Origin of the sequence: Bacillus sp. FSL R9-9410 (assembly GCF_038050385.1) — a bacterium.
Classification (GTDB): Bacteria; Bacillota; Bacilli; order Bacillales; family Bacillaceae_G; genus Bacillus_A; species Bacillus_A cereus_U.
Genome location: NZ_JBBOTV010000001.1, coordinates 2,558,822 through 2,579,239, shown reverse-complemented (window position 1 = coordinate 2,579,239; position 20,418 = coordinate 2,558,822). Strand labels below are relative to the sequence as shown.

Genomic DNA, 20,418 nt, shown 5'->3' with positions numbered 1-20,418 from the left:
AGGGTGGTACCACGGGTTAAAACTCGTCTCTTTTTTAGAGACGAGTTTTTTGTGTTTTAAAAAATAAGGAGGTTATAGTATGAATTATAAAACGCAGTTTGCGAAAAGTTTATCGAATATTTTTACGAATGAATTAACGCAAAATCAAATTTTAGATTTAATCGAAACACCAAAACAAGATGAATTCGGTGATGCAGCGTTCCCATGTTTTTCACTAGCGAAGCAATATAGAAAATCACCAGCTACTATCGCAAAGGAAGTTGCGGAGAAATTAAATGACCCATTTTTTATGAAAATAGAGGCTGTTGGCCCGTATGTAAACGTCTTTTTTAATCGTCAAACAGTAAGTGATGAAGTATTAAAAACAATTTTAGCGGAGAAAGAAGAGTACGGTCAAAATCATTTTGGATGTGAAAAAACAGTAGTTATCGATTATTCCTCTCCTAATATCGCGAAACCTTTTTCAATGGGGCATTTACGTTCTACAATGATCGGTAATTCGCTGAAACATATCGCCGAAAAATGTGGGTATGAAGTTGTAGGAATCAATTATATTGGCGATTGGGGAACACAGTTTGGAAAATTAATTACCGCATATAAAAAATGGGGAAATGAAGAAATTGTTAAAGAGGATCCAATACGTGAGTTATTTAAGCTATATGTTCAGTTTCATGAAGAAGTAAAAGAGAACAAAGAACTAGAAGAAGAAGGACGCTCATGGTTTAAAAAACTAGAAGGGGGAAATGAAGAAGCAGTCGAACTTTGGAATTGGTTCCGTCATGAGTCTTTAAAAGAATTTTCTCGTATTTATGAACTTCTCGGCGTGGAATTTACAAATTTTCAAGGAGAAGCTTTCTATAACGATAAAATGGAAGACTTTATTGGGATTTTAGAAGAGTACGATTTACTGGAAGAATCAGAAGGGGCATTAGTCGTTAATTTAGAAGAAGAAGGTATGCCGCCGTGCTTAATTAGAAAATCAGATGGTGCTACCATTTACGCAACACGTGATTTAACAGCGGCATTGTATCGTCAAAACACATACGAGTTTGATAAAGCTTTATATGTAGTAGGACCCGAACAAAGTTTACATTTCAATCAATTTTTCACTGTATTAAAAAAGCTTGGCTATAACTGGGTGGATGGGATGGAACATGTACCGTTCGGATTCATATTAAAAGATGGCAAGAAAATGTCGACACGTAAGGGCAGAATTATTTTATTAGAAGAAGTGCTAGAAGAAGCTGTTGCACTTGCGGAACAAAATATTGAAGAGAAAAATCCGAATTTAAAACAAAAAGAAGAAGTGGCAAAGCAAGTAGGTGTTGGAGCAGTTATCTTCCACGATTTAAAAAATGAGCGTATGCATAATATCGAATTTTCACTAGAAAATATGTTGAAATTTGAAGGGGAAACAGGACCGTATGTACAGTACACGCATGCGCGTGCTTGTTCAATTTTAAGAAAAGAAAGTGTGGAATTTGAAACGTGTACTTTTGGATTAAAAGACGATTACAGCTGGAGTGTAGTAAAATTACTCAATAAATTCCCGCAAGTAATTGAAGCGGCCTTCAACAAAAATGAACCATCTATTATTTCAAAATACGTATTAGATGTAGCACAAGCGTTCAATAAATATTATGGAAATGTTCGTATATTAGAAGAGAACGAAGAGAAAGAGAGTAGACTCGCATTAGCTTATGCTGTGACGGTTGTATTAAAAGAGGGATTACGTTTACTTGGGGTGGAGGCGCCTGAGGAGATGTAAAATAAAGCTATAGTAACAAAAAGACAAATTAGGTGACCATTAACCTAATTTGTCTTTTTGGATTTTGCTGACTAAGCCTCGTAACTATAAGAAGTTATATGTTACGAAGTGTAACAACTCTATAATTATGTTGCGAAATCAATTAAAATATTTGTAGAGAGGATGATCCGTATTGATTCGAGGTTTTATTTTGCATATTCCTTGTCATAGAATACCGGAAAGGAGTTTTCTTAAACTACAAAAATACTTACCTTTATGTGCACGATGCACAGGTATGTTTATTGGTTTCTGTATGTTTCCAATTTACTTTTTAATAACACCTTCGTTTAGTCTCGCATTAATGCTGTCCTTTTTTGCTCAAATTCCATTATTAATCGATGGATTCACCCAAAAATGGAAATGGAGAAGCAGTACAAATTTACTAAGAGTAACGACCGGTATATTAAGCGGTAATGGTATGGGACTATTTATTGCATCTAGTATTATATGGATTATATCTTAAACCACATATCAACGGAGGTAGCTACGTAAATGTTCTGGATTTACATAATTCTAATTTTTATATCAGGTGGAAGTGGAATTGGTTTTATCATTCATGAAAAATATATAGAGGCAACAATAGCTTTTGTTATTTGCGTATTATTTATGGCACTACTATTTTTTTATTTAAAAAGAAGCAAGAAAAAGAGAAATTTAGATTGTGACGTAATAGATTGTACCGATTGCTCGGATTGTGATTGTACTAACTAAATTTCTATCAAGAAAATGACGCGTTTGAATTTCAAAATATAGAAAATGTATCAATATTTGCAGATTCAGTACTAACTTCATCATGCATATTCCCAAGTAATCATTACGGTGTTTTTGTGGATTTAAAATTTGATAAGTGAAACAAAAGGGAATTTGGAACAACCTCCCTAATAGTATGAAATAGAAGATAGGATGATTGTCATTTTTATCAATATATCTTGTCGAATCGTTGATATAATTTCATCCACTGAATGAAGCCTCAAAAAAGAGGATAAAATCGATGTTCTAATAACACATGATATTTCATCAAATTAAACAAAATCCCCATAAAAATCAATGTTTTTAAGATATTTAGTTATAAACTTGAATAATATTAAATAATATCGTTCATTATATGAGGTTTTAGTTGAATGCATACTATATGATGTGTAAAATCTAAGCAAGTAGGTTAGAATACTGCTTGCAAATGGCAGTATAAATAATTATTTGAGGTGAATACATGCTAGATTTTAAACAATTAGAAGTTTGTTTGAAAGAAAAGAGATTTGTAGATGGATTACATGAGATAAATAATGAAATTGCGCATATAAAAGAAACGAATAAGTTATCATACGTGAAGAACTGGCTTTCTAACGTCTCGTCACCCAAGGAGTCTGATACATTAATTCGTCTTGCTGATGAAGGTTTGATGCATCAATATAGCTCCTTTTTAATTCGTTATACTTATAAAAAATTCCCAAATATGAGAACGCTCTCTTTATATTGTGATGAGTTAATTGATGAACGTAAAATTCTTGATGCTGAACAATTATTAAAAGATTCTTTGGAAGAGGTAAATGAAGAGGAAACTGATGCGGATGTTTTAACGAAAGCATATTTTACGTTAGTTAGATGTTTGTTAGATATGAAGCGAAATGAAGAGGCCTATGCCTATATGCAAAAGGCGGAAAAGTATAGTACACGTGCAGTTTTTGATAAATGGGGTTACTTATATATACAGACTGGTGAGTGGGAGAAGGCAGAGGAACAACTTTTAGCCGGTCAGCAGCATAAAGATTGTGAAGAGTTAGCTACGTACTTATTGGCGCAATTATATGCATATAAAGGTGAACAGCAGCGAGCATTACAACTCATTAATGATGCGATTGCAAAGTTCCCTCAAGTACCATATTTCTATTTTGAAAAAGTAAAATATTTATTAGATTTAGAGAGCTATGAAGAAATGTTAGCGGTAATAGATAAAATTAATCATATGCTTCCGCATCATGCATATACAACTTATTTTATACATTTACGTGCAGAAGCATTTTATAAAATGAATAATATTCACGATTTGCAAGCACTATTGAAAAGTGAAAAGAGTTTGAAAAATTCTCTATATCATCATATAGAAAAAAATCCTGATGGAAAAAAGGTTCGTTTACCGATAGTTCCGGTTGTACAAAAGGATAACTATTGCGTTCCAACAAGTTTGGAAATGATGTTAGGGGTATGGGGAGAAAAACGTACGCAAGATGAAATTGCACAATATATTTTTGATGTAACAGGTTCTAAGTTTTCAGATACAGTTACATATATAGAAGAGCAAGGTTACGAATATCGTTATTTTCAAGGGAATGAGGAAAATTATAAGAGATTACTCAATCAAGGTATTCCCGTTTTATTAAGTATAGATATTGAGCACGCTTCCCATGTACAAGTGCTTTCTGGTTATGACGATGTACTGCAAGCTTTTTATATTCAAGATCCGAATTTCTTGGAACCGATTCTTGTGGAATATGATAAATTGCAAGAAAAATATCGTTACACAGATTGTTTGGCTATTACGTTTATACCAAAAGATAGAATAGAACAACTTTCATTTTTAAATGAGGAAGAACACATTTATTATAAAACAATCTTTTCTCTTACAGATCATTTAGCTGAGCAAGATAAAGAGGGGATTGAAAAGTTAGTACTATTTTTAAAAGAAACAAGTGAAAATCCAAACACTTGGCTATATACGATTAAACATTTAGATGCTGAAGTAGATAAAGATTTTATTCAGTTTTGTATAGAAAAATTAATGGAAAAGTTTCCGAGCTCTGACTTTGTGAAATTGCATAGTGCACAGTGTTTTATTCGTCTGCAAGATATGGAAAAAGCAGGATATATGCTTCAAAGTGTGGAGAAAAAAAATAGTCAAGCGTTGTATCATCTTATAAATGGACGTTATTCTTTTGAGCAAGATAATTATGCAGAAGCGATTGCTAGTTTTCGTTCATCATTACAATTGGATGCAGATCAACCAGTTGCGTGGAGTTTCTTAGCATTATCATACATGTATATGGATCAATCCGAAAAGGGGCTAGAGTATTCTCTAACAGCTATAGAACGTAGCCCAGAAAGGTTTACACTTGTAAATCACGGTTTAATTTTAATAGATTTAGAACGATATGAAGAAGCATATGGATTCTTTAATGATTTATTAAAAGAATATAAGTATGAAGCGCACATATGGTATGAACGTGCAAGATGTGCTCAGCATTTAGGAAAAGTGTATTTGGCGGTAAAAGGACTTAAAGTAGCAATTCAATTAGATAAAACGGCAGCGTATTTATATACGAAGCTTTCGGAAATCTATGAATCAGATTTGGATGATGGGAATAATGCGAAGGAAATTTTATTACAAGGAATTCAAAATTGTGAAGATCAGGCATCTTTATATGTTCGTTTAGGAGATGTGCATTTTCAAAATGATGAACTGGAAGAAGCGGAAACTATATATAAGCGTTCTTTAGAAGAAAATAATGAAGATGTATATGCCCATTTCGGCTTAACTCAAGTTTATATGGCAAAGGAACAATATGAGGATGCAAAAAACTATATTGTTAGTATTAATAAGCAATTTGAAGACAATCAAGATTTCCTTATGAATGCTGGCATGGTGCTATGGGATGCTGAAATTGCATTAGGTGGGGATGAAAAAGAGTTAAAACTTGCACTTTCTAAATTAGAGAGCGGTATACGAAGCGTATACGCTAATATAGCGAACGTGTTGGATGAGTATGTCAATCGAATAAAAGACACAGCTTTCGTGCAACGAGGCATAGCGTTTTTAAGAACGTTAGAAAAAGATAAAACGGAAGTAATTGAATACGGTTGTTACGCTGGTGTTTTATATGAATCTATTGGACAGTATGATCAAGCAATAAAACGGTATAATGATGCACTTAAGAAAAAACAGGATTCATTGCCGTATTTCCGAATCGGTGAAACATTCATGGCGTTAGGACAATTTCAAGAAGCGAAGCATGCGTATGAAACATGTTTAGAAATGGATAAGAATTTCACAGGTGTACATGTGCAACTAGCAGAAATCTATGAAAAAGAAGAAAATAGTTATAAAGAACAAAGTCATATGGTCCAGGCAATGAAAGAAGAGCCTTTGCATATTAATATGGAATATTTGGCACAGCTTTCAGTAGATTTGAATCTTCATGAAAAATTGCTAGTTGAACTAGAACAATTAGCAGAAGAGGTACCAGAAATATGGCGTTTAGATGCAATTGCATACGTATATGGTGCGATGAATGAGGTAAATAAAGAAAAAGAATATATTGAATGTGCAATGAAAATAGATGAAGCGCATGTGGAAGTACTATATCATTATGCGAAATTGCTAGTTAAAAAGCAGAGTGCAGAAGCAATCGAAGTGGCGCTGAAAGTAATGCATAAAGATTTGGAAAGTGAACGTATATTTGGTGTGTACGTAAAAGCAATGGAGCAACATAAAAAAGTATCGCAAATAAGAGACGCACTTCATACGTTAAAGGTGAAAAAAGCAGAAAGAAGTACAGCGTTTGTGTATGCAGCTACTGCGGTTGCCGAAAGAGTAGTAGAAAGGCAGCAAAATGAGCAACCGAAAAAATCTATATTTACAAGAGCATTTTATCGCATGAAAAATCGTGCGAAGGAAATTTCAATGATTACAGCTGTTATCGATTTATTTGAAATCTCCTTGAAATTAAATCCAAAAAATAGTATGGCAGCGCAGCGTTTTGCACTATTTTACGAGAATGCAGCGATGAATAAAGAAGCGATAGAGGTATTACAAACATCGTTAGAAAATAAGTGGGATTATGATGTAGCGAAGCAACTTGTAAATCTTTTCATTGAGTGTGAGGAAGAAGATATGTTACGAGATGCTTTTGAATTAACGAAACAAATGGTTCGAGAGCTACCGGATGATTATGATACTCTTCTTTTACAAGCGAATGTATTATGTAAGCTAGGCGAAGAAAGAAAAGCCGAAAAAATTTATTTGCAATTAATTGAGAAAACGCCATTTGTAAGTAGAGGATTCCTTGCTTTAGCAGAAGTATATCAAAGTCAAGAGAGGTATGAGGATGCGATTTATTTATTAGAAGATGCTTCTGTACATCATCCAAATGAAACGGTAATTCTTCTTGCTTTAGGATCTTCGTATCATAAAGCTGGGCAAACGACAAAGGCAGAAAAAATAACAAGTGAAATATTAGCAATTGATGCTACTGACTTGTTAGCAAGATACGATCATGCTTGTTATTTAACATCATTAAACAGAAATGAAGAGGCAAGAGATCAACTTGAAATTGTACTTCGTGAAGATGAAACAGGATTTTTCGCTGAACTTGCAGAGGAAGATGAAGATTTAGCAGGATTGCGAGAATTTGAAAAGTAATTGTATAAGAATAGAGAAAAAGGATATAAATAAAAATATGTTTTGAATTGGTTGACAATTAATTGCCCAATGGCATAAAATAACTTTTAATAAAGTATACAAATCTGAAGACGAGAAAGAGTAAAATAGTGAGCTGTTCCCCAGAGAGCCGGTGTATTGCTGAAAGCCGGTGTGCAGACGTTATTTGAAAATCATCTCCGAGGAGCCGTGGCTGAATAAAGTAAGCTCGGACGGATGTCTACCGTTACAAAGAACGCGTATGTTAGTACGTTGCTAAGTGCTATTAGTGAAAAGCTAATAGAATTAGGGTGGTAACGCGGGTAAACCCGTCCCTACTTCATAGGGACGGGTTTTTTGTGTGCTTTTTAAAAAATTCAAAGGAGTGATTGTACATGAAAAAAGTAGATGTAAAAGAGTCAGCTGTAGGGAGAGAAACACGTATTCGTAAGCAGTGGAACGAACAAAGTATTTTCGAGCAATCAATTCAGAATCGAGAAGGCGCACAATCTTTTGTGTTTTATGAAGGGCCACCAACTGCGAACGGATTACCACACGTCGGCCATGCACTTGGGCGGGCGATTAAAGATTTAGTAGCGAGATATAAAACGATGGCTGGATATAAAGTGTTAAGAAAAGCTGGATGGGATACACATGGATTACCTGTAGAATTAGGTGTTGAAAAGCAACTTGGTATTTCAGGTAAACATGAAATTGAAGAGTACGGCATTGAACCATTTATTCAAAAGTGTAAAGAAAGTGTATTCACATATGAGAAGCAGTGGCGTGAATTTACGGAGAGTATTGGATATTGGGTAGATATGGATGATCCGTACGTTACTTTAGAGAATCCATATATCGAAAGTGTATGGAATATTTTAGGGACGATTCATGAAAAAGGCTTATTATATAAAGGGCATAGAGTTTCACCGTACTGCCCAAGCTGTCAAACATCTCTTAGTTCACATGAAGTTGCACAAGGATATAAAACAGTGAAAGATTTAAGCGCCACAGTTAAGTTTAAAGTGAAAGATAGTGAAAATGAATATTTCCTTGGATGGACGACAACACCGTGGACACTTCCAGCGAATGTTGCACTTGCCGTACATCCAAATATGGAATACGTTAAAGCGAAACAAGAAGGATATGTATACATTGTTGCGAAAGAACGTGTACAAGAAGTACTAAAAGAAAACTATGAAGTACTATCTGTTCATAAAGGTGAAGAATTATTAAATACATCGTATACGGCACCGTTTCCTATGAAGGAAGTTACAAATGGATACCGTGTTATTGAGGCAGATTTTGTAACTGCAGATAGTGGTACAGGACTCGTTCATATCGCTCCAGCATACGGGGAGGACGATTATAAAATCGTTCAAAGTGAAGGGTTATCGTTCTTACATGTTGTAGATGAAAAAGGTGAGTATACAGAAGCAGTGCCATTTTTGAAAGGGAAATTTGTAAAAGATTGTGACGTTGATATCGTTCGTTATTTAGCGAAGGAAGGTTTACTATATCATAAAGAAAAATATGAACATAGCTATCCACACTGTTGGCGCTGTGATTCACCGTTACTTTATTATGCAGGAGAAAGCTGGTTAATTCGAACAACTGAGATTAAAGAAACATTTTTACAAAATAATGATACTGTTACGTGGTATCCAGATCATATGAAACATGGACGCTTTGGGAAGTTTTTAGAGAATATGGTGGACTGGAATATTAGCCGAAATAGGTATTGGGGAACACCGTTAAACGTATGGGAATGTGAAAGCTGCGATCATCAATTCGCACCGAAAAGTATTGCTGAATTAAGAAAGCATAGTACGAAAGAAACACCTGAAGATTTAGAATTGCATAAGCCATATGTAGATGAAGTACAAGTGTGCTGTGAAAAATGCGGAAGTACAATGAATCGAACACCAGAAGTAATTGATGTTTGGTTTGATAGTGGTTCCATGCCTTTTGCGCAATATCATTACCCGTTTGAAAATAAAAAGTTGTTTGAAGAACAGTTTCCAGCAGATGTAATTGCGGAGGGAATTGATCAAACACGCGGCTGGTTTTATAGTTTATTAGCCGTATCAGCACTATATACAGGGAAAGTACCATATAAACGAGTATTATCACTTGGGCATGTTCTAGATGAAGAAGGACAGAAAATGTCTAAAAGTAAAGGGAATGCACTAGATCCTGTTGATTTAGTAGAGAAGTTTGGTGCCGACGCTCTAAGGTGGGCTCTACTCGTTGATAGTGCACCGTGGAATGCGAAACGATTTTCTGAAAGAACAGTACAAGAAGCGAAATCTAAATTTGTAGATACGTTAGTCAATGTGTATAGCTTCTACGTTTTATATGCAAGTTTAGATGAATATAATCCGAAAGAAAAGTATGAAGTTAAACGTACGAAATTAGATGAATGGGTGTTATCGAGATTGCATAGCACAACGAGAAAGGTAAGAACTGCACTTGATGATTATCAATTCACAAATGCAGCTCGTGAAATTGCTGCTCTTGTAGATGAAGTGAGTAACTGGTATGTAAGACGTTCACGCAATCGTTTTTGGGAATCTGGTATGAATCCTGAAAAAGCAGCTGCGTATGAAACACTTCATGAAGTGCTTGTAACAATTAGTAAATTAATCGCACCATTTACACCGTTTGTAGCTGAGGATATTCATCTGAATTTAGAAGAAAGCAGCGTTCATTTAGCAGATTATCCGGTTGTAAACGAATCACTTATCCAGTCAAAGTTAGAAGCGGAAATGGATGCTGTTTTACAAGTTGTTGAACTTGGAAGAAGTAATCGTAATCAACATTCATTAAAAGTAAAACAGCCGTTAGCAGAGCTTGTATTACTTGAGCATAACGAAAATGATATCGATTGGGAATCTTATCGTGATATCGTAATGGATGAGCTAAATGTTAAAGCATTCCATGTTGAACTGGATGAATCGAAATACACATCATATCAATTAAAGCTGAATTTTAAAACAGCGGGACCGAAGTTTGGTAAAAATGTGAATGCAGTAAACGGGTGGTTAAAACAATTATCACAAGAAGAAGTACAAAATTTTGTATCAACAGAAAAAGCAGTATATGAAGCAACAGCAGGGAAAGAAGTAATTGTCACGGCTGAAGATGTATTAGTAGAGAAAGTTGCGAAATCAGGATTCTCAAATACGACTAACGGACAATATACGGTTATGTTAGATACGAATGTAACTGAGGAATTGTTACAAGAAGGAGTAGCACGTGAATTTATTCGTGCAGTTCAAGAATATCGTAAGCAGTTGAATTTACCGGTTAATTTACGAGTGGATGTAATTCTTGATACAGAAGAAGAACTACAGCAAACGTTAACGAATCATAAAGATTTATTGGAAGAGAACTTACTCGTCAAGCAATTTACATTTGGTCACTTAACGAATGAGGACGATGAACTTTCTTTAGGGGAGACAAAAGTCCGAATTAAATTAAACGCGGCTAATTAAAGAAAAAAGGAAGTTGGAATCATTCCAACTTCCTTTTTGTATGCTCGTAAAAGCCCGATTGGTGAGGGCTAATAATCAGTGGGGATGGACAAAATCCCCACTGATTAAAGTTTCACTTTATCCGGCCAATTTCCTCATAATCCATTCGATAGGGCCTCTAGAAAATTTCTTTCTCCATAAAACGCTAAATAATACACTGAAAATGAAAAATCCAGTAGCAAATAGTAAAACGAATAATAGTGTTTGATGTTCCATCCTATTTAATAGAATCAATATCCCAATACCGATAAATACATGACTTACATAATGAGTTAATGTTAATTGGCCTGTTTGTACAATGGATGTAATAAACCAATTCTTTTCATGTTTTTCAGCAATGTAGAGGCAAATTATTAATATAGCAATAGCGGATCCTGCAGCAGATGCGACGTATAATATATTTGGTAAAATAGGGCCTGTATTAAACAAAAATGTAGATGCTTCCTCACCAATGTATGGGATAAAAAGGTGAGTTAATGCTTTGGACAACAGCTCTATAATTATCGTTACTGTTATACCGAGTAAGAGCAATCTATGTCTAATTTTTCTATTATGAAGATCTAATCTGCCAATTATCATACCGATTAAGAAGAAAGAAAACCATGGGAAAATAGGGTGATAGCCATTAAAAAATAAGTTGCGAAGAAAACCTTTTAAGGTCCAAAAGTCTATATAGTTTATAAATGGGATTGTGCCTCCCCATCCTTCGAAGGCGTTGAAAGTAAGTTGGAGATATTGTGCAGCAAGTAAAATAATGATAGAAATCCATATTAGTATAGTTCTTCGTACAGTAATTAGTAATGCAGCGATGAAAAGGTAAACGCCGTAGTAGTGTAAAATATCACCCGTCCATTCCATTACATACAATAATAACCCTAAAATAAATAAGAATAGTGATCGTTTCCAAATCAATATTCGGCTGGTATTGATTTTTATTTTCTCTTGGCTAGCAACAGATGATTTAGTCATTAAAGTTATGCCAATCCCAGCAAGTATAACAAACAAGGCAGAAGCTCTACCTTCAAAAAGTGTCATAAAGGTTTTTAACAGAGGAGGCCCATTTCCTTCCGCCCCTGTTATTACCATGAAATTAACTAGTAACATTCCAAACATTGCCCACGCTCTAGCAAAATCTAAGCCGATAATTCGTTTTTTAGTTTTCATACGAATCACTTCTTTCGAATATGCTGTGGACAGCTTCAATCCATATTTGTTTATAATTCATATTTACATCGAACATCATGAAGTTTCCGATATTATCAAGTACTAATGCCAACATATGAGCTTTTGAAACTAGATTTTTATTTTGAATGAGTTGAAGTTCATTTGCTTTTGTTAGGAGTGATTCAAATCCGTTTAAATATTCTATTTGTACAGTTAGTAATCGATCTTTGTACATATCGTTTCTTGAAGATAGTAATACATATTCTTGTAATACACGATTAAAATAAGGATCTTTCTGTTGTTCGTCTATCATTTTAAAGCCAATTTCAACACATTTCTCAATGAAATTCTCTTTCGTAAATTCTTCTGTATGAAAGAATGAGGAGAACTGCATCGCTTCGCATAATTCATTAAAAATACTTTCAATTAATGCATCTTTAGATTTAAAGTAATAATAAATAGATGGCTTGGCAATACCAACTTCTTCAGCAATCATTGTATAGGTCGTTTTGGCAATGCCGTGACCGGCAAATAGTCGATAACTTGCTTCGACTATGGAAGAGAGTGTTTCTTCACTTTTACTCATAATAAATCCTCCCAATAAAAAAGATTAATTAAAGTGTATCATTCATTTAGGTATTTTTCAACCTACCGTTAGGTAAAAAATAACCTATTTTTCAATACATTATTTTAGTAAAATATAGTTAATCGAAGTGGGAAATAAATATATTTCTAAAGTATTGTTCTCATTTTATACATAATTATTGAGAAAATTTCACTCACCATAAATGTGAAGGTAATAGAATTGCTCGTATAGAATTACTCGTAGATTCAATTTATCTCGTTACTTGTGGACAGTAATAGCCTTAAAGGAATGGGGTAAAGGATTCAATTTATTAGGGGGAGTGGTTTTATGTTAAACAAAAAAATGGTGGCAATGGCAATGACTGTGCCATTAGTAATGGGGACGATTTCTACGGTTTCGGCATTGGAAAAACAACAGCAAGTAAAGCTAGAAGCTTATTCACCACAGAAAAAAGCAATTGAATATTTAAAAGGAAATGCTGCGCAGTATGGATTAAAGGCAGACCTTTCAGACTTACAATATATTTCTACAACTGAAACGTCAGTAGCTTCATATGTTAGATTCCAACAAGTAGTCAATGGTGCTCCTGTATTTTCAAAACAAATAACAGTTACTATTAATGGCCAGGGACAAGGAGTACTTGCTGTTTCTGATTACCAGGCGGTTCAAAGTGTGAAAGAAATAGCTAAAAAGATTAGTGAAAAAGATGCTGAACAAAAATCAATGGCTTATGTTGGAGGAGAAAGTGAGCAAAACTTATGGGCTCCTACTGAGAAAGAATTCGGATATATGATTGAAGAGGGAATCGCTATCCCAGTATACAAAGTTGTAGTCCATTCTAATAATCCATTTGGTGCATGGGAAACATTTATTGATGCGGAAAATGGAAAGTTAATTAAAAAGGTTGATATAAACCGAAAAGCAGAAGGAACAGGGAAAGTATTTTTACCTAATCCTGTCGTATCAAGTGGTAGTTTAGCAGGGTTAAAGGATAATAATGATGCAGATTCTACAGCGTTAAATAATCAACTAAAAACAGTTACTTTAAAGGGTCTAGATGGTACAGGATTTTTAATTGGGGAGTATGTCACGATTTCTTCAAAGGCGAAGACGAAATCTACTAACCTACAATTTAACTTTACACGTGCAAATGATAGCTTTGAAGATGTTATGTCATATTATCATATTGATACATTACAGCGTTACATTCAAGGAATAGGCTTTAAAAATATTAATAACCGTTCGATTAAAGTGAATGTAAATGGTACAACTGATGATAACTCATTCTATTCTCCATCAACGAAGGCTTTAACTTTCGGTACTGGCGGAGTAGATGATGCAGAAGATGCTGGCATTATTGCGCATGAATATGGACATTCTATTCAAGATAATCAAGTACCTGGCTTCGGAAGTTCACCAGAAGGCGGAGCGATGGGAGAAGGATTTGGTGATTTCTTAGGCGCAACGTATGAAGATGCGGTATCAACGACAGGTTACGGAAAAGCATGCATTGGAGAATGGGATGCGGCTGCTTACTCTAGTTCAGATCCAACGTGCTTACGCCGATTAGATACGAATAAAGTATATCCGAAAGATATAACGAATGAAGTGCATAATGATGGGGAAATATGGGCTCAAGGTCAATATGAAATGGCGCAAGCTTTTGGCCGTGATGTAGCAACAAAAATTATTTTACAATCACATTGGTCATTAACGCCAAATGCGAAATTCCGTGATGGAGCGAAAGCGATTAAGCAAGCAGATGCTCTTTTATACGGCGGACAACACGCAGCTGAAATTGATCGCATTTGGGCAGCGAGAGGGATTAGTACGAATTAATTAAAAAGTCGTGGCTTTTATAAGCCACGACTTTTTAATTCACATAAGAATTGGTACTAGTAAATTAAGCTATATCAATGATAGTGTGAATATATTCTCATGCCATTTACTTTTTTGTTTCTTTAAAAACAAAATGCTCTTTAAATTTTCTAGACTCAACCTTTTGACCGTTTCTCATCGAGCGGAAAGGGTGTTCTTGCCATGTAATAATAACGTCAACCTCATCTGCTTTTGTAGAAATAGGTAAGTTAGCATGTTCAAATCCAGTTTTTTTGCTTGCTAGCCGACCTTCTTTTCGAGAAAAGAGTTCATATTTTGTTTTCGTATTTGGCTCGTTACGAAATACTTCAACTTGTACGTTATACACTTCATTTTTCCCGAGATTTTTTACAGAGAAATGATAAGTTTGAAACACACCCTTTTTAGGTTGCACCATATTTTTATCCTTTATATTCACTTTATCAATATTCACTTGCCATTGATCAGAGTTTTGAGAGATTGGTAAAGATTTTGGTGAATAGGCATATGTTTCATTTACAACAATAAGGCAAAACAAAAGGAGAAAGAAACTAATTGCTTTTTTCATATACAGACCTCGCTATAAAGTTTATATTAATATGCGTATATGAAATTGAATTTATGTAATAAAATGGTAATGTCATGTTAGAAATTTGAGTATAAGTTCTAATTAGGTATATAAGGATATATATGATCTACTTTACCTCGCTTTAGAGGTATTTATGAGTTTGGAAATCAAAATGTTTACAAAAAGGCTTGCGTTTTATAAAATAAAGAGATAGAATACTCTGTAAATATAAAAAGTGATGATTAGGAAAAGTACATGATGCAAGGGTCTACAGAGAGCAATCGGTTGCTGGGAAGATTGCGATACCGCATGATGGAAAGACACCTGTGAGTGTTGCTTTGAAAGTGATAATTAGTAAAAGCAAACGGTACCTACCGTTATCAGGGCTAAGATGGTCATTATGACAATTTGGGTGGTACCGCGGAAAAATCCGTCCCTATTTATAGGGGCGGATTTTTGTATTCTTTGAAAGGAGGTGAGTGACCGTGGATGATGATGACGACGACAACAATAACAATAACGTAAATAAAAATAAAATTAATGGAGGGAAATATAATGGATCAAATAATGAAGCGCTCACTCACACGAGAATGTACGGAGCATAGCGGTAAGGTTGTATTACTACAAGGGTGGGTAAAAAAGATTCGTCATCTAGGAAATGTTAGTTTTTTATTATTAAGGGACCGAACGGGAGTTATTCAATGTGTATTAGAAAACGAGTTAGCCGGATACAAAGTTGATGTTGAAAGTGTCGTCCAAATAATTGGAGAAATAGTAGAGACACCGAAAACAGAATTAGGTGTTGAAATACTTGCACGTGAAGTGAAAGTATTAAATGGTGCAGAGCCACTTCCATTTGAAATAAATAAAAAGAAGCTACAAGTTGGCTTAGATCAACTGTTGAATGATCGGGTATTATCATTAAGGCATGAGCGAATCGCGGCGATTTTCAAAGTGAAATCGACACTCGTTCAAAGTTTTAGTGAATTCCTAATAGAGAACGATTTCACACGTATATTTACTCCGAAAATTGTCTCGCAAGGGGCAGAAGGAGGAGCGAATGTTTTTAAGCTTCCATATTTCCAAAAAGAAGCGTATTTAGCTCAATCACCACAATTTTATAAACAAATGATGGTAGCGGGAGGACTCGAACGTGTTTTTGAAATTGCTCCTGTGTACCGGGCTGAACATCATAACTCTTCACGACATTTAAATGAATATATATCGTTAGACGTAGAACTTGGATTTATTCATGATTTTCATGAAGTGATGCAATTAGAAACAGATGTTTTACGATATATGTTTCAACAAGTAGGAGAAAAATGTGAAAAAGAACTACAACTATTACAAGTAACAGTACCTGTTATTGCAGAAATTCCTAAAATTACATTATCAGAAGCACAAGAAGTTTTGAAAAGTAAGTATCGAAAAGAATCTCTTATAGGGGATTTAGATACAGAAGGTGAAAAGTTACTAGGGAAATATGTGAAAGAAACATATAATAGTGAATTTGTATTCATTACACATTATCCGAAAGAAGCGCGACCGATGTATACGATACCGAATAAAGAAAATCCAACTATTACTGATTCATTCGATTTATTATATAAAGGATTAGAAATTACATCAGGTGCACAGCGAATTCATAACTATGATATGTTACTTGCTTCTTTTAAAGAAAAAGGATTACATCCAGAGAAATTTCAATCTTATTTAGATACATTCCGATACGGTTGTCCACCACATGGTGGTTTTGGGATAGGATTAGAAAGGATTGTATATAAATTTTTAGAGTTAACAAACGTCCGAGAGGCGAGTGCTTTTCCTAGAGATTGTACACGACTTGTCCCTTAATAGAGAAATAAAATTAAAGAAGAGTAAAGTAATGTATCCGTTGTGGCTATTAAATAGTGCAACGGATTTTTTCAATTTCTTCATTAATATTACTCAGCACTTTCTCATCAAATTCTAATATAACCTTAATAGTGCTCTCCTTTTTCACCATTAATATAAGTCTTAGAAAGTAACTAGATTAATTAGGTGAAGGGAGAATTATTATATGCGTATTTTAGTTGTACCATCAGGTTTTAAAGAAAGTTTAGGAGCAAAAGAGGCTGCTGATGTAATGAAAGAAGGGATATTGAAAATTATGCCACTAGCTACCGTTGAAACGTTACCAATGGTCGATGGTGGAGAAGGCTTTACAGATGCGATTATAAATATTACAGGCGGAAAAATGTATAAAGTACATGTAACTGGACCTGTTGGAGAAGAGATACAATCTTATTTCGGTATTTTTGAAACGAAAAATGCTGAGCGCACAGCTGTCATTGAAATGGCTGCTGCTGGGGGATTACGACTTGTTCCGAGAGATTTACGTGATCCTAGAAAAACAACAACTCATGGCGTAGGACAGTTGATAGATTTGGCTTTAAATAAAGGAGTACAACGTATATTAATAGGGTGTGGTGATTCCGGTACGTGTGATGGAGGAGCTGGTATGGCCCAAGCGCTAGGTGTAAAGTTTTTAAATAACGAAGGAAATGAAGTGCAAATTCAAGGAGGAAGCTCTTTATTACAAGTTTCGAAGATTGATACATCACAAGTGGACCCAAGATTGAAACATGTTCAAATTGATGTTGCTTGTAATTGGTTTAATCAATTGTGCGGAGAGCATGGAGTGGCACGAGTATTCGGTCCACAAAAAGGTGCGACTGCAGAGCAAGTAATAGAATTAGAAAAAGCATTAGAACGATATGCTTCAATTATTAAAAGGGATATAGGTATAGAGGTACACTATACACCAGGGAGTGGTGCATCTGGTGGGCTAGGTGCGGGATTGCAAGCTTTAATTGGTGCAAAACTTCATCCGAGATACGATATTATTATGAAATATATAGATTTGAATAAACAATTACTAGAATGCGATCTCGTTTATACTGCGGAAGGAAGTATAGATTTTCAAACACCACGTGGCAAAATCCCTGCTGAGGTAGCCAAACATGCAAAAAAATATGGACTACCTGTAATTGCGTTAGTTGGGACAGTTGGGAAGGGGGCAAGCATAAATTACGATTACGGAATTGATGCATATACAAGTATTTTACCAATGCCATCATCTTTAGAAAATGCGTTTTCAAATGCAGAGAAATGGCTTCGAGATTGTACAGAAAGCACGATGCGTACCGTTTTAGTCGGTTACCAAATTGCTTCTCGATTGAATAACAGTGGGTACGTATCATGATTGAAAAAAATATTGAGGAATTAAATGTGAAAAGTACAGGAGATCCGAAAAATACGAAATCATGGATTCGTCCAGTAGCACTTATGTTAATTGTAGAAATAGTTCTTTTGCTTCCATCTTCCTTAACGATGGAAGCAAAATGGAGCTTATTTGGATTTTGTTGTGCGATTATTTTATGGACAACAACAACTATTAATTCGGCATATATTGCAATAGGGTCTGTGTTATTTTTAATTATTTCAGGAACAGCAAAACAGGATTTATTATTCGATTCACTAGCATCTGATGTCATTTGGCTTATGATCGGTTCCTTTATTTTAGGAAGGGGATTTCAAGTTACCGGTTTAGCTGAAAAAATGACGAACTTTGTAGTGAATCGTGCCCGGAATATATCGAGTTTGTGCTGGGTTTTGACAATGATTATTCAAGCACTAGCGTTCTTTATCCCATCGACATCTGGACGCGCAGCAGTAATATTACCCGTATTTCAAGCTATATCAAGAGAAATAGGAAGCCGTAGAATTACGAAAGCATTAGCAATCTTAATGCCTACTGTTATTTTAGTTTCAACAAGCTCGACAATTATTGGTGCAGGCTCACATTTAATTGCACTAGATATGTTAGATGAATTTAGTAATAAAAATATTACATTTGTAGAGTGGTTAATATGGGGATTACCATTTGGAATAACGATGAGTTTTATATCTTGCCGCGTAATATTACACTTGTTTTTAGACAAAGAAGAGGTCAAGACAGAACTACATCAGAAAAAAGTTAAGTTCAAATTATCTCGAAATGAAAAATATACAATAAGTATTTTAATCGCAATGGTAGTATTTTGGTTAACGGAATGGTTACATAGTTTGGAAATTGCAACTGTAACCATAATAGGAGTGTTTTTATTAACATTACCAAAATTCGGCGTTATGCAGTGGAAAGAAAGTTTAAAAGGTGTCTCATGGAACTTAATATTGTTTGTTGGTGCAGCAATTGCGTTAGGTAAATCATTAATGGAGAGTGGTGCAGCAAAATGGATTATGCAGAAGTTATTTTCTGTAACAGAATTAATTGATGAGCAATCTATTTTTATTGTGTTACTTGTAATTGTAATTCTTTCTGTCACATCACATTTATATATCACATCTCATACAACGAGAGCGGTTATTTTTATTCCTCCATTATTATACTTTGCAAGTAGTCTACAACTAAATGAAGTAGCTGTACTATTCTTAGGGATTGTAGGCATGAATTATTGTTTAACCTTTCCGGTAAGTTCTAAAGCATTACTGCTATTTCAAGAAAGTGATAGAGAAACTTTTCAGCCACAGGATTTATTAAGATTAAGTAGTTATTTAGGTATAATTTATATAGTAGTAATGTTTTTGTTTTACTATGCTTATTGGCAATGGGTTGGGTTGTCTCTTTAAAAAATCAGGAATGTATTAAATTCCTGATTTTTTCTATACGGTGTAATAAATATATGGATATTTTTTCTTTTGCAGGAAAGTATTCCTTGTTATACTGTAATTGCATGAAAAGAGATTAAATTGCAGGAGGTTTTTATGGGAGAAAGGATTTTAATTGTTGAGGATGAAGAAAAAATTGCTCGTGTTATACAGTTAGAATTAGAATTTGAAGGATATGAAAGTGAGATTGCGAAAACAGGAACAGAGGCAATGGAAAAGTTTCAAGCTGGTAAATGGGATTTAATTTTACTTGATGTAATGTTACCGAATATAAGTGGACTAGAAGTACTTCGAAGGGTACGTTTGAAAAATGCTGTGATACCTATTATTTTATTAACCGCTCGTGATTCGGTTGTTGATAAAGTTAGTGGTCTAGATCGAGGAGCAAGTGACTATATTACAAAGCCGTTTCAAATAGAAGAACTATTAGCGAGAATTCGTGCTTGTTTAAGAATTTCATATGTAATAAAGGAAGAAGAGTATAGTAGTTTTCAAATTGCGGATTTATATTTAGATGAGAAAACACGAGAAGTGAAAAGGGGTAGTAATATAGTAGAATTAACTCCACGTGAGTTCGATTTGCTATTCTTTTTAATGAAGCATGAAAATCAAGTGTTAAATCGGGAGCAAATTGTAACGAATGTATGGGGATTTGATTATTATGGTGATACGAATGTTGTAGATGTGTATATTCGTTATTTGCGTAGAAAAGTAGATTGTAATGTGGACGTACCGCTTATTCACACTGTTAGAGGTGTCGGATATGTCTTGAAGGTTTAA

The 20,418-nt window shown here is 34.6% G+C and carries 13 protein-coding genes and 3 other annotated features (1 of these 16 running past the window's edge); of the genes, 10 read left to right on the top strand and 3 right to left on the bottom strand.

Annotated elements, in window-relative coordinates; all coding sequences use genetic code 11:
- Nucleotides 1-34: a binding site (T-box leader), on the top strand; it begins 181 nt to the left of the window's first position.
- A 45-nt stretch (nucleotides 35-79) separates the two neighbouring features.
- The 5 genes from argS (at nucleotide 80) to ileS (ending at nucleotide 10,714) form a co-directional block, all read left to right on the top strand.
- Nucleotides 80-1,768, top strand: a complete 1,689-nt coding sequence (gene argS, locus MKX77_RS13365) for an arginine--tRNA ligase (RefSeq protein WP_341306897.1) — start codon at nucleotides 80-82, stop codon at nucleotides 1,766-1,768.
- A gap of 172 nt (nucleotides 1,769-1,940) precedes the next feature.
- Nucleotides 1,941-2,270, top strand: a complete 330-nt coding sequence (locus MKX77_RS13360) for a DUF2085 domain-containing protein (protein WP_341306896.1) — start codon at nucleotides 1,941-1,943, stop codon at nucleotides 2,268-2,270.
- Between the two features lie 29 nt (nucleotides 2,271-2,299).
- Nucleotides 2,300-2,518: a hypothetical protein gene (locus MKX77_RS13355; RefSeq protein ID WP_341306895.1), complete on the top strand. Its 219-nt coding sequence runs from the start codon at nucleotides 2,300-2,302 to the stop codon at nucleotides 2,516-2,518.
- 499 nt (nucleotides 2,519-3,017) lie between these two features.
- A complete protein-coding gene (locus MKX77_RS13350) occupies nucleotides 3,018-7,220 on the top strand; it encodes a tetratricopeptide repeat protein (protein WP_341306894.1) in 4,203 nt (1,400 codons plus the stop codon).
- Nucleotides 7,221-7,318: 98 nt separating this feature from the next.
- Nucleotides 7,319-7,557, top strand: a binding site (T-box leader).
- Nucleotides 7,558-7,612: 55 nt separating this feature from the next.
- Nucleotides 7,613-10,714: an isoleucine--tRNA ligase gene (gene ileS / locus MKX77_RS13345; RefSeq protein ID WP_341306893.1), complete on the top strand. Its 3,102-nt coding sequence runs from the start codon at nucleotides 7,613-7,615 to the stop codon at nucleotides 10,712-10,714.
- A 117-nt stretch (nucleotides 10,715-10,831) separates the two neighbouring features.
- Here the strand turns inward: ileS and MKX77_RS13340 are convergent, their stop codons facing one another.
- Together MKX77_RS13340 and MKX77_RS13335 are read right to left on the bottom strand one after the other, a co-directional pair.
- Entirely contained in the window at nucleotides 10,832-11,917 is a 1,086-nt protein-coding gene (locus tag MKX77_RS13340; RefSeq protein ID WP_215556189.1) for a DUF418 domain-containing protein, read from the bottom strand.
- Nucleotides 11,907-12,503 (bottom strand): TetR/AcrR family transcriptional regulator, encoded by a 597-nt coding sequence (locus tag MKX77_RS13335; RefSeq protein WP_341306892.1) that lies wholly within the window; start codon nucleotides 12,501-12,503, stop codon nucleotides 11,907-11,909. The genes MKX77_RS13340 and MKX77_RS13335 overlap by 11 nt, the downstream gene beginning before the upstream one ends.
- A 327-nt stretch (nucleotides 12,504-12,830) precedes the next feature.
- Here MKX77_RS13335 and MKX77_RS13330 point away from each other — a divergent pair, with 327 nt between their 5' ends.
- Nucleotides 12,831-14,342: a M36 family metallopeptidase gene (locus MKX77_RS13330; RefSeq protein WP_341306891.1), complete on the top strand. Its 1,512-nt coding sequence runs from the start codon at nucleotides 12,831-12,833 to the stop codon at nucleotides 14,340-14,342.
- A 106-nt stretch (nucleotides 14,343-14,448) separates the two neighbouring features.
- Here the strand turns inward: MKX77_RS13330 and MKX77_RS13325 are convergent, their stop codons facing one another.
- Nucleotides 14,449-14,928: a hypothetical protein gene (locus MKX77_RS13325; protein WP_341306890.1), complete on the bottom strand. Its 480-nt coding sequence runs from the start codon at nucleotides 14,926-14,928 to the stop codon at nucleotides 14,449-14,451.
- Between the two features lie 229 nt (nucleotides 14,929-15,157).
- Nucleotides 15,158-15,369 (top strand) — a binding site (T-box leader).
- Nucleotides 15,370-15,483: 114 nt separating this feature from the next.
- Between MKX77_RS13325 and aspS the strand changes: the two genes are divergently transcribed.
- From aspS to MKX77_RS13305, 4 genes are all read left to right on the top strand, one after another.
- Nucleotides 15,484-16,782 (top strand): aspartate--tRNA(Asn) ligase, encoded by a 1,299-nt coding sequence (aspS, locus tag MKX77_RS13320; RefSeq protein ID WP_341306889.1) that lies wholly within the window; start codon nucleotides 15,484-15,486, stop codon nucleotides 16,780-16,782.
- Nucleotides 16,783-16,987: 205 nt separating this feature from the next.
- Nucleotides 16,988-18,172: a glycerate kinase family protein gene (locus tag MKX77_RS13315; protein ID WP_341306888.1), complete on the top strand. Its 1,185-nt coding sequence runs from the start codon at nucleotides 16,988-16,990 to the stop codon at nucleotides 18,170-18,172.
- Nucleotides 18,169-19,599, top strand: coding sequence for an SLC13 family permease (locus MKX77_RS13310; protein ID WP_341306887.1), 1,431 nt, complete (start codon nucleotides 18,169-18,171; stop codon nucleotides 19,597-19,599). Before MKX77_RS13315 ends, MKX77_RS13310 begins: the two co-directional genes overlap by 4 nt.
- Nucleotides 19,600-19,734: 135 nt before the next feature.
- Nucleotides 19,735-20,418, top strand: a complete 684-nt coding sequence (locus MKX77_RS13305) for a response regulator transcription factor (protein WP_341306886.1) — start codon at nucleotides 19,735-19,737, stop codon at nucleotides 20,416-20,418.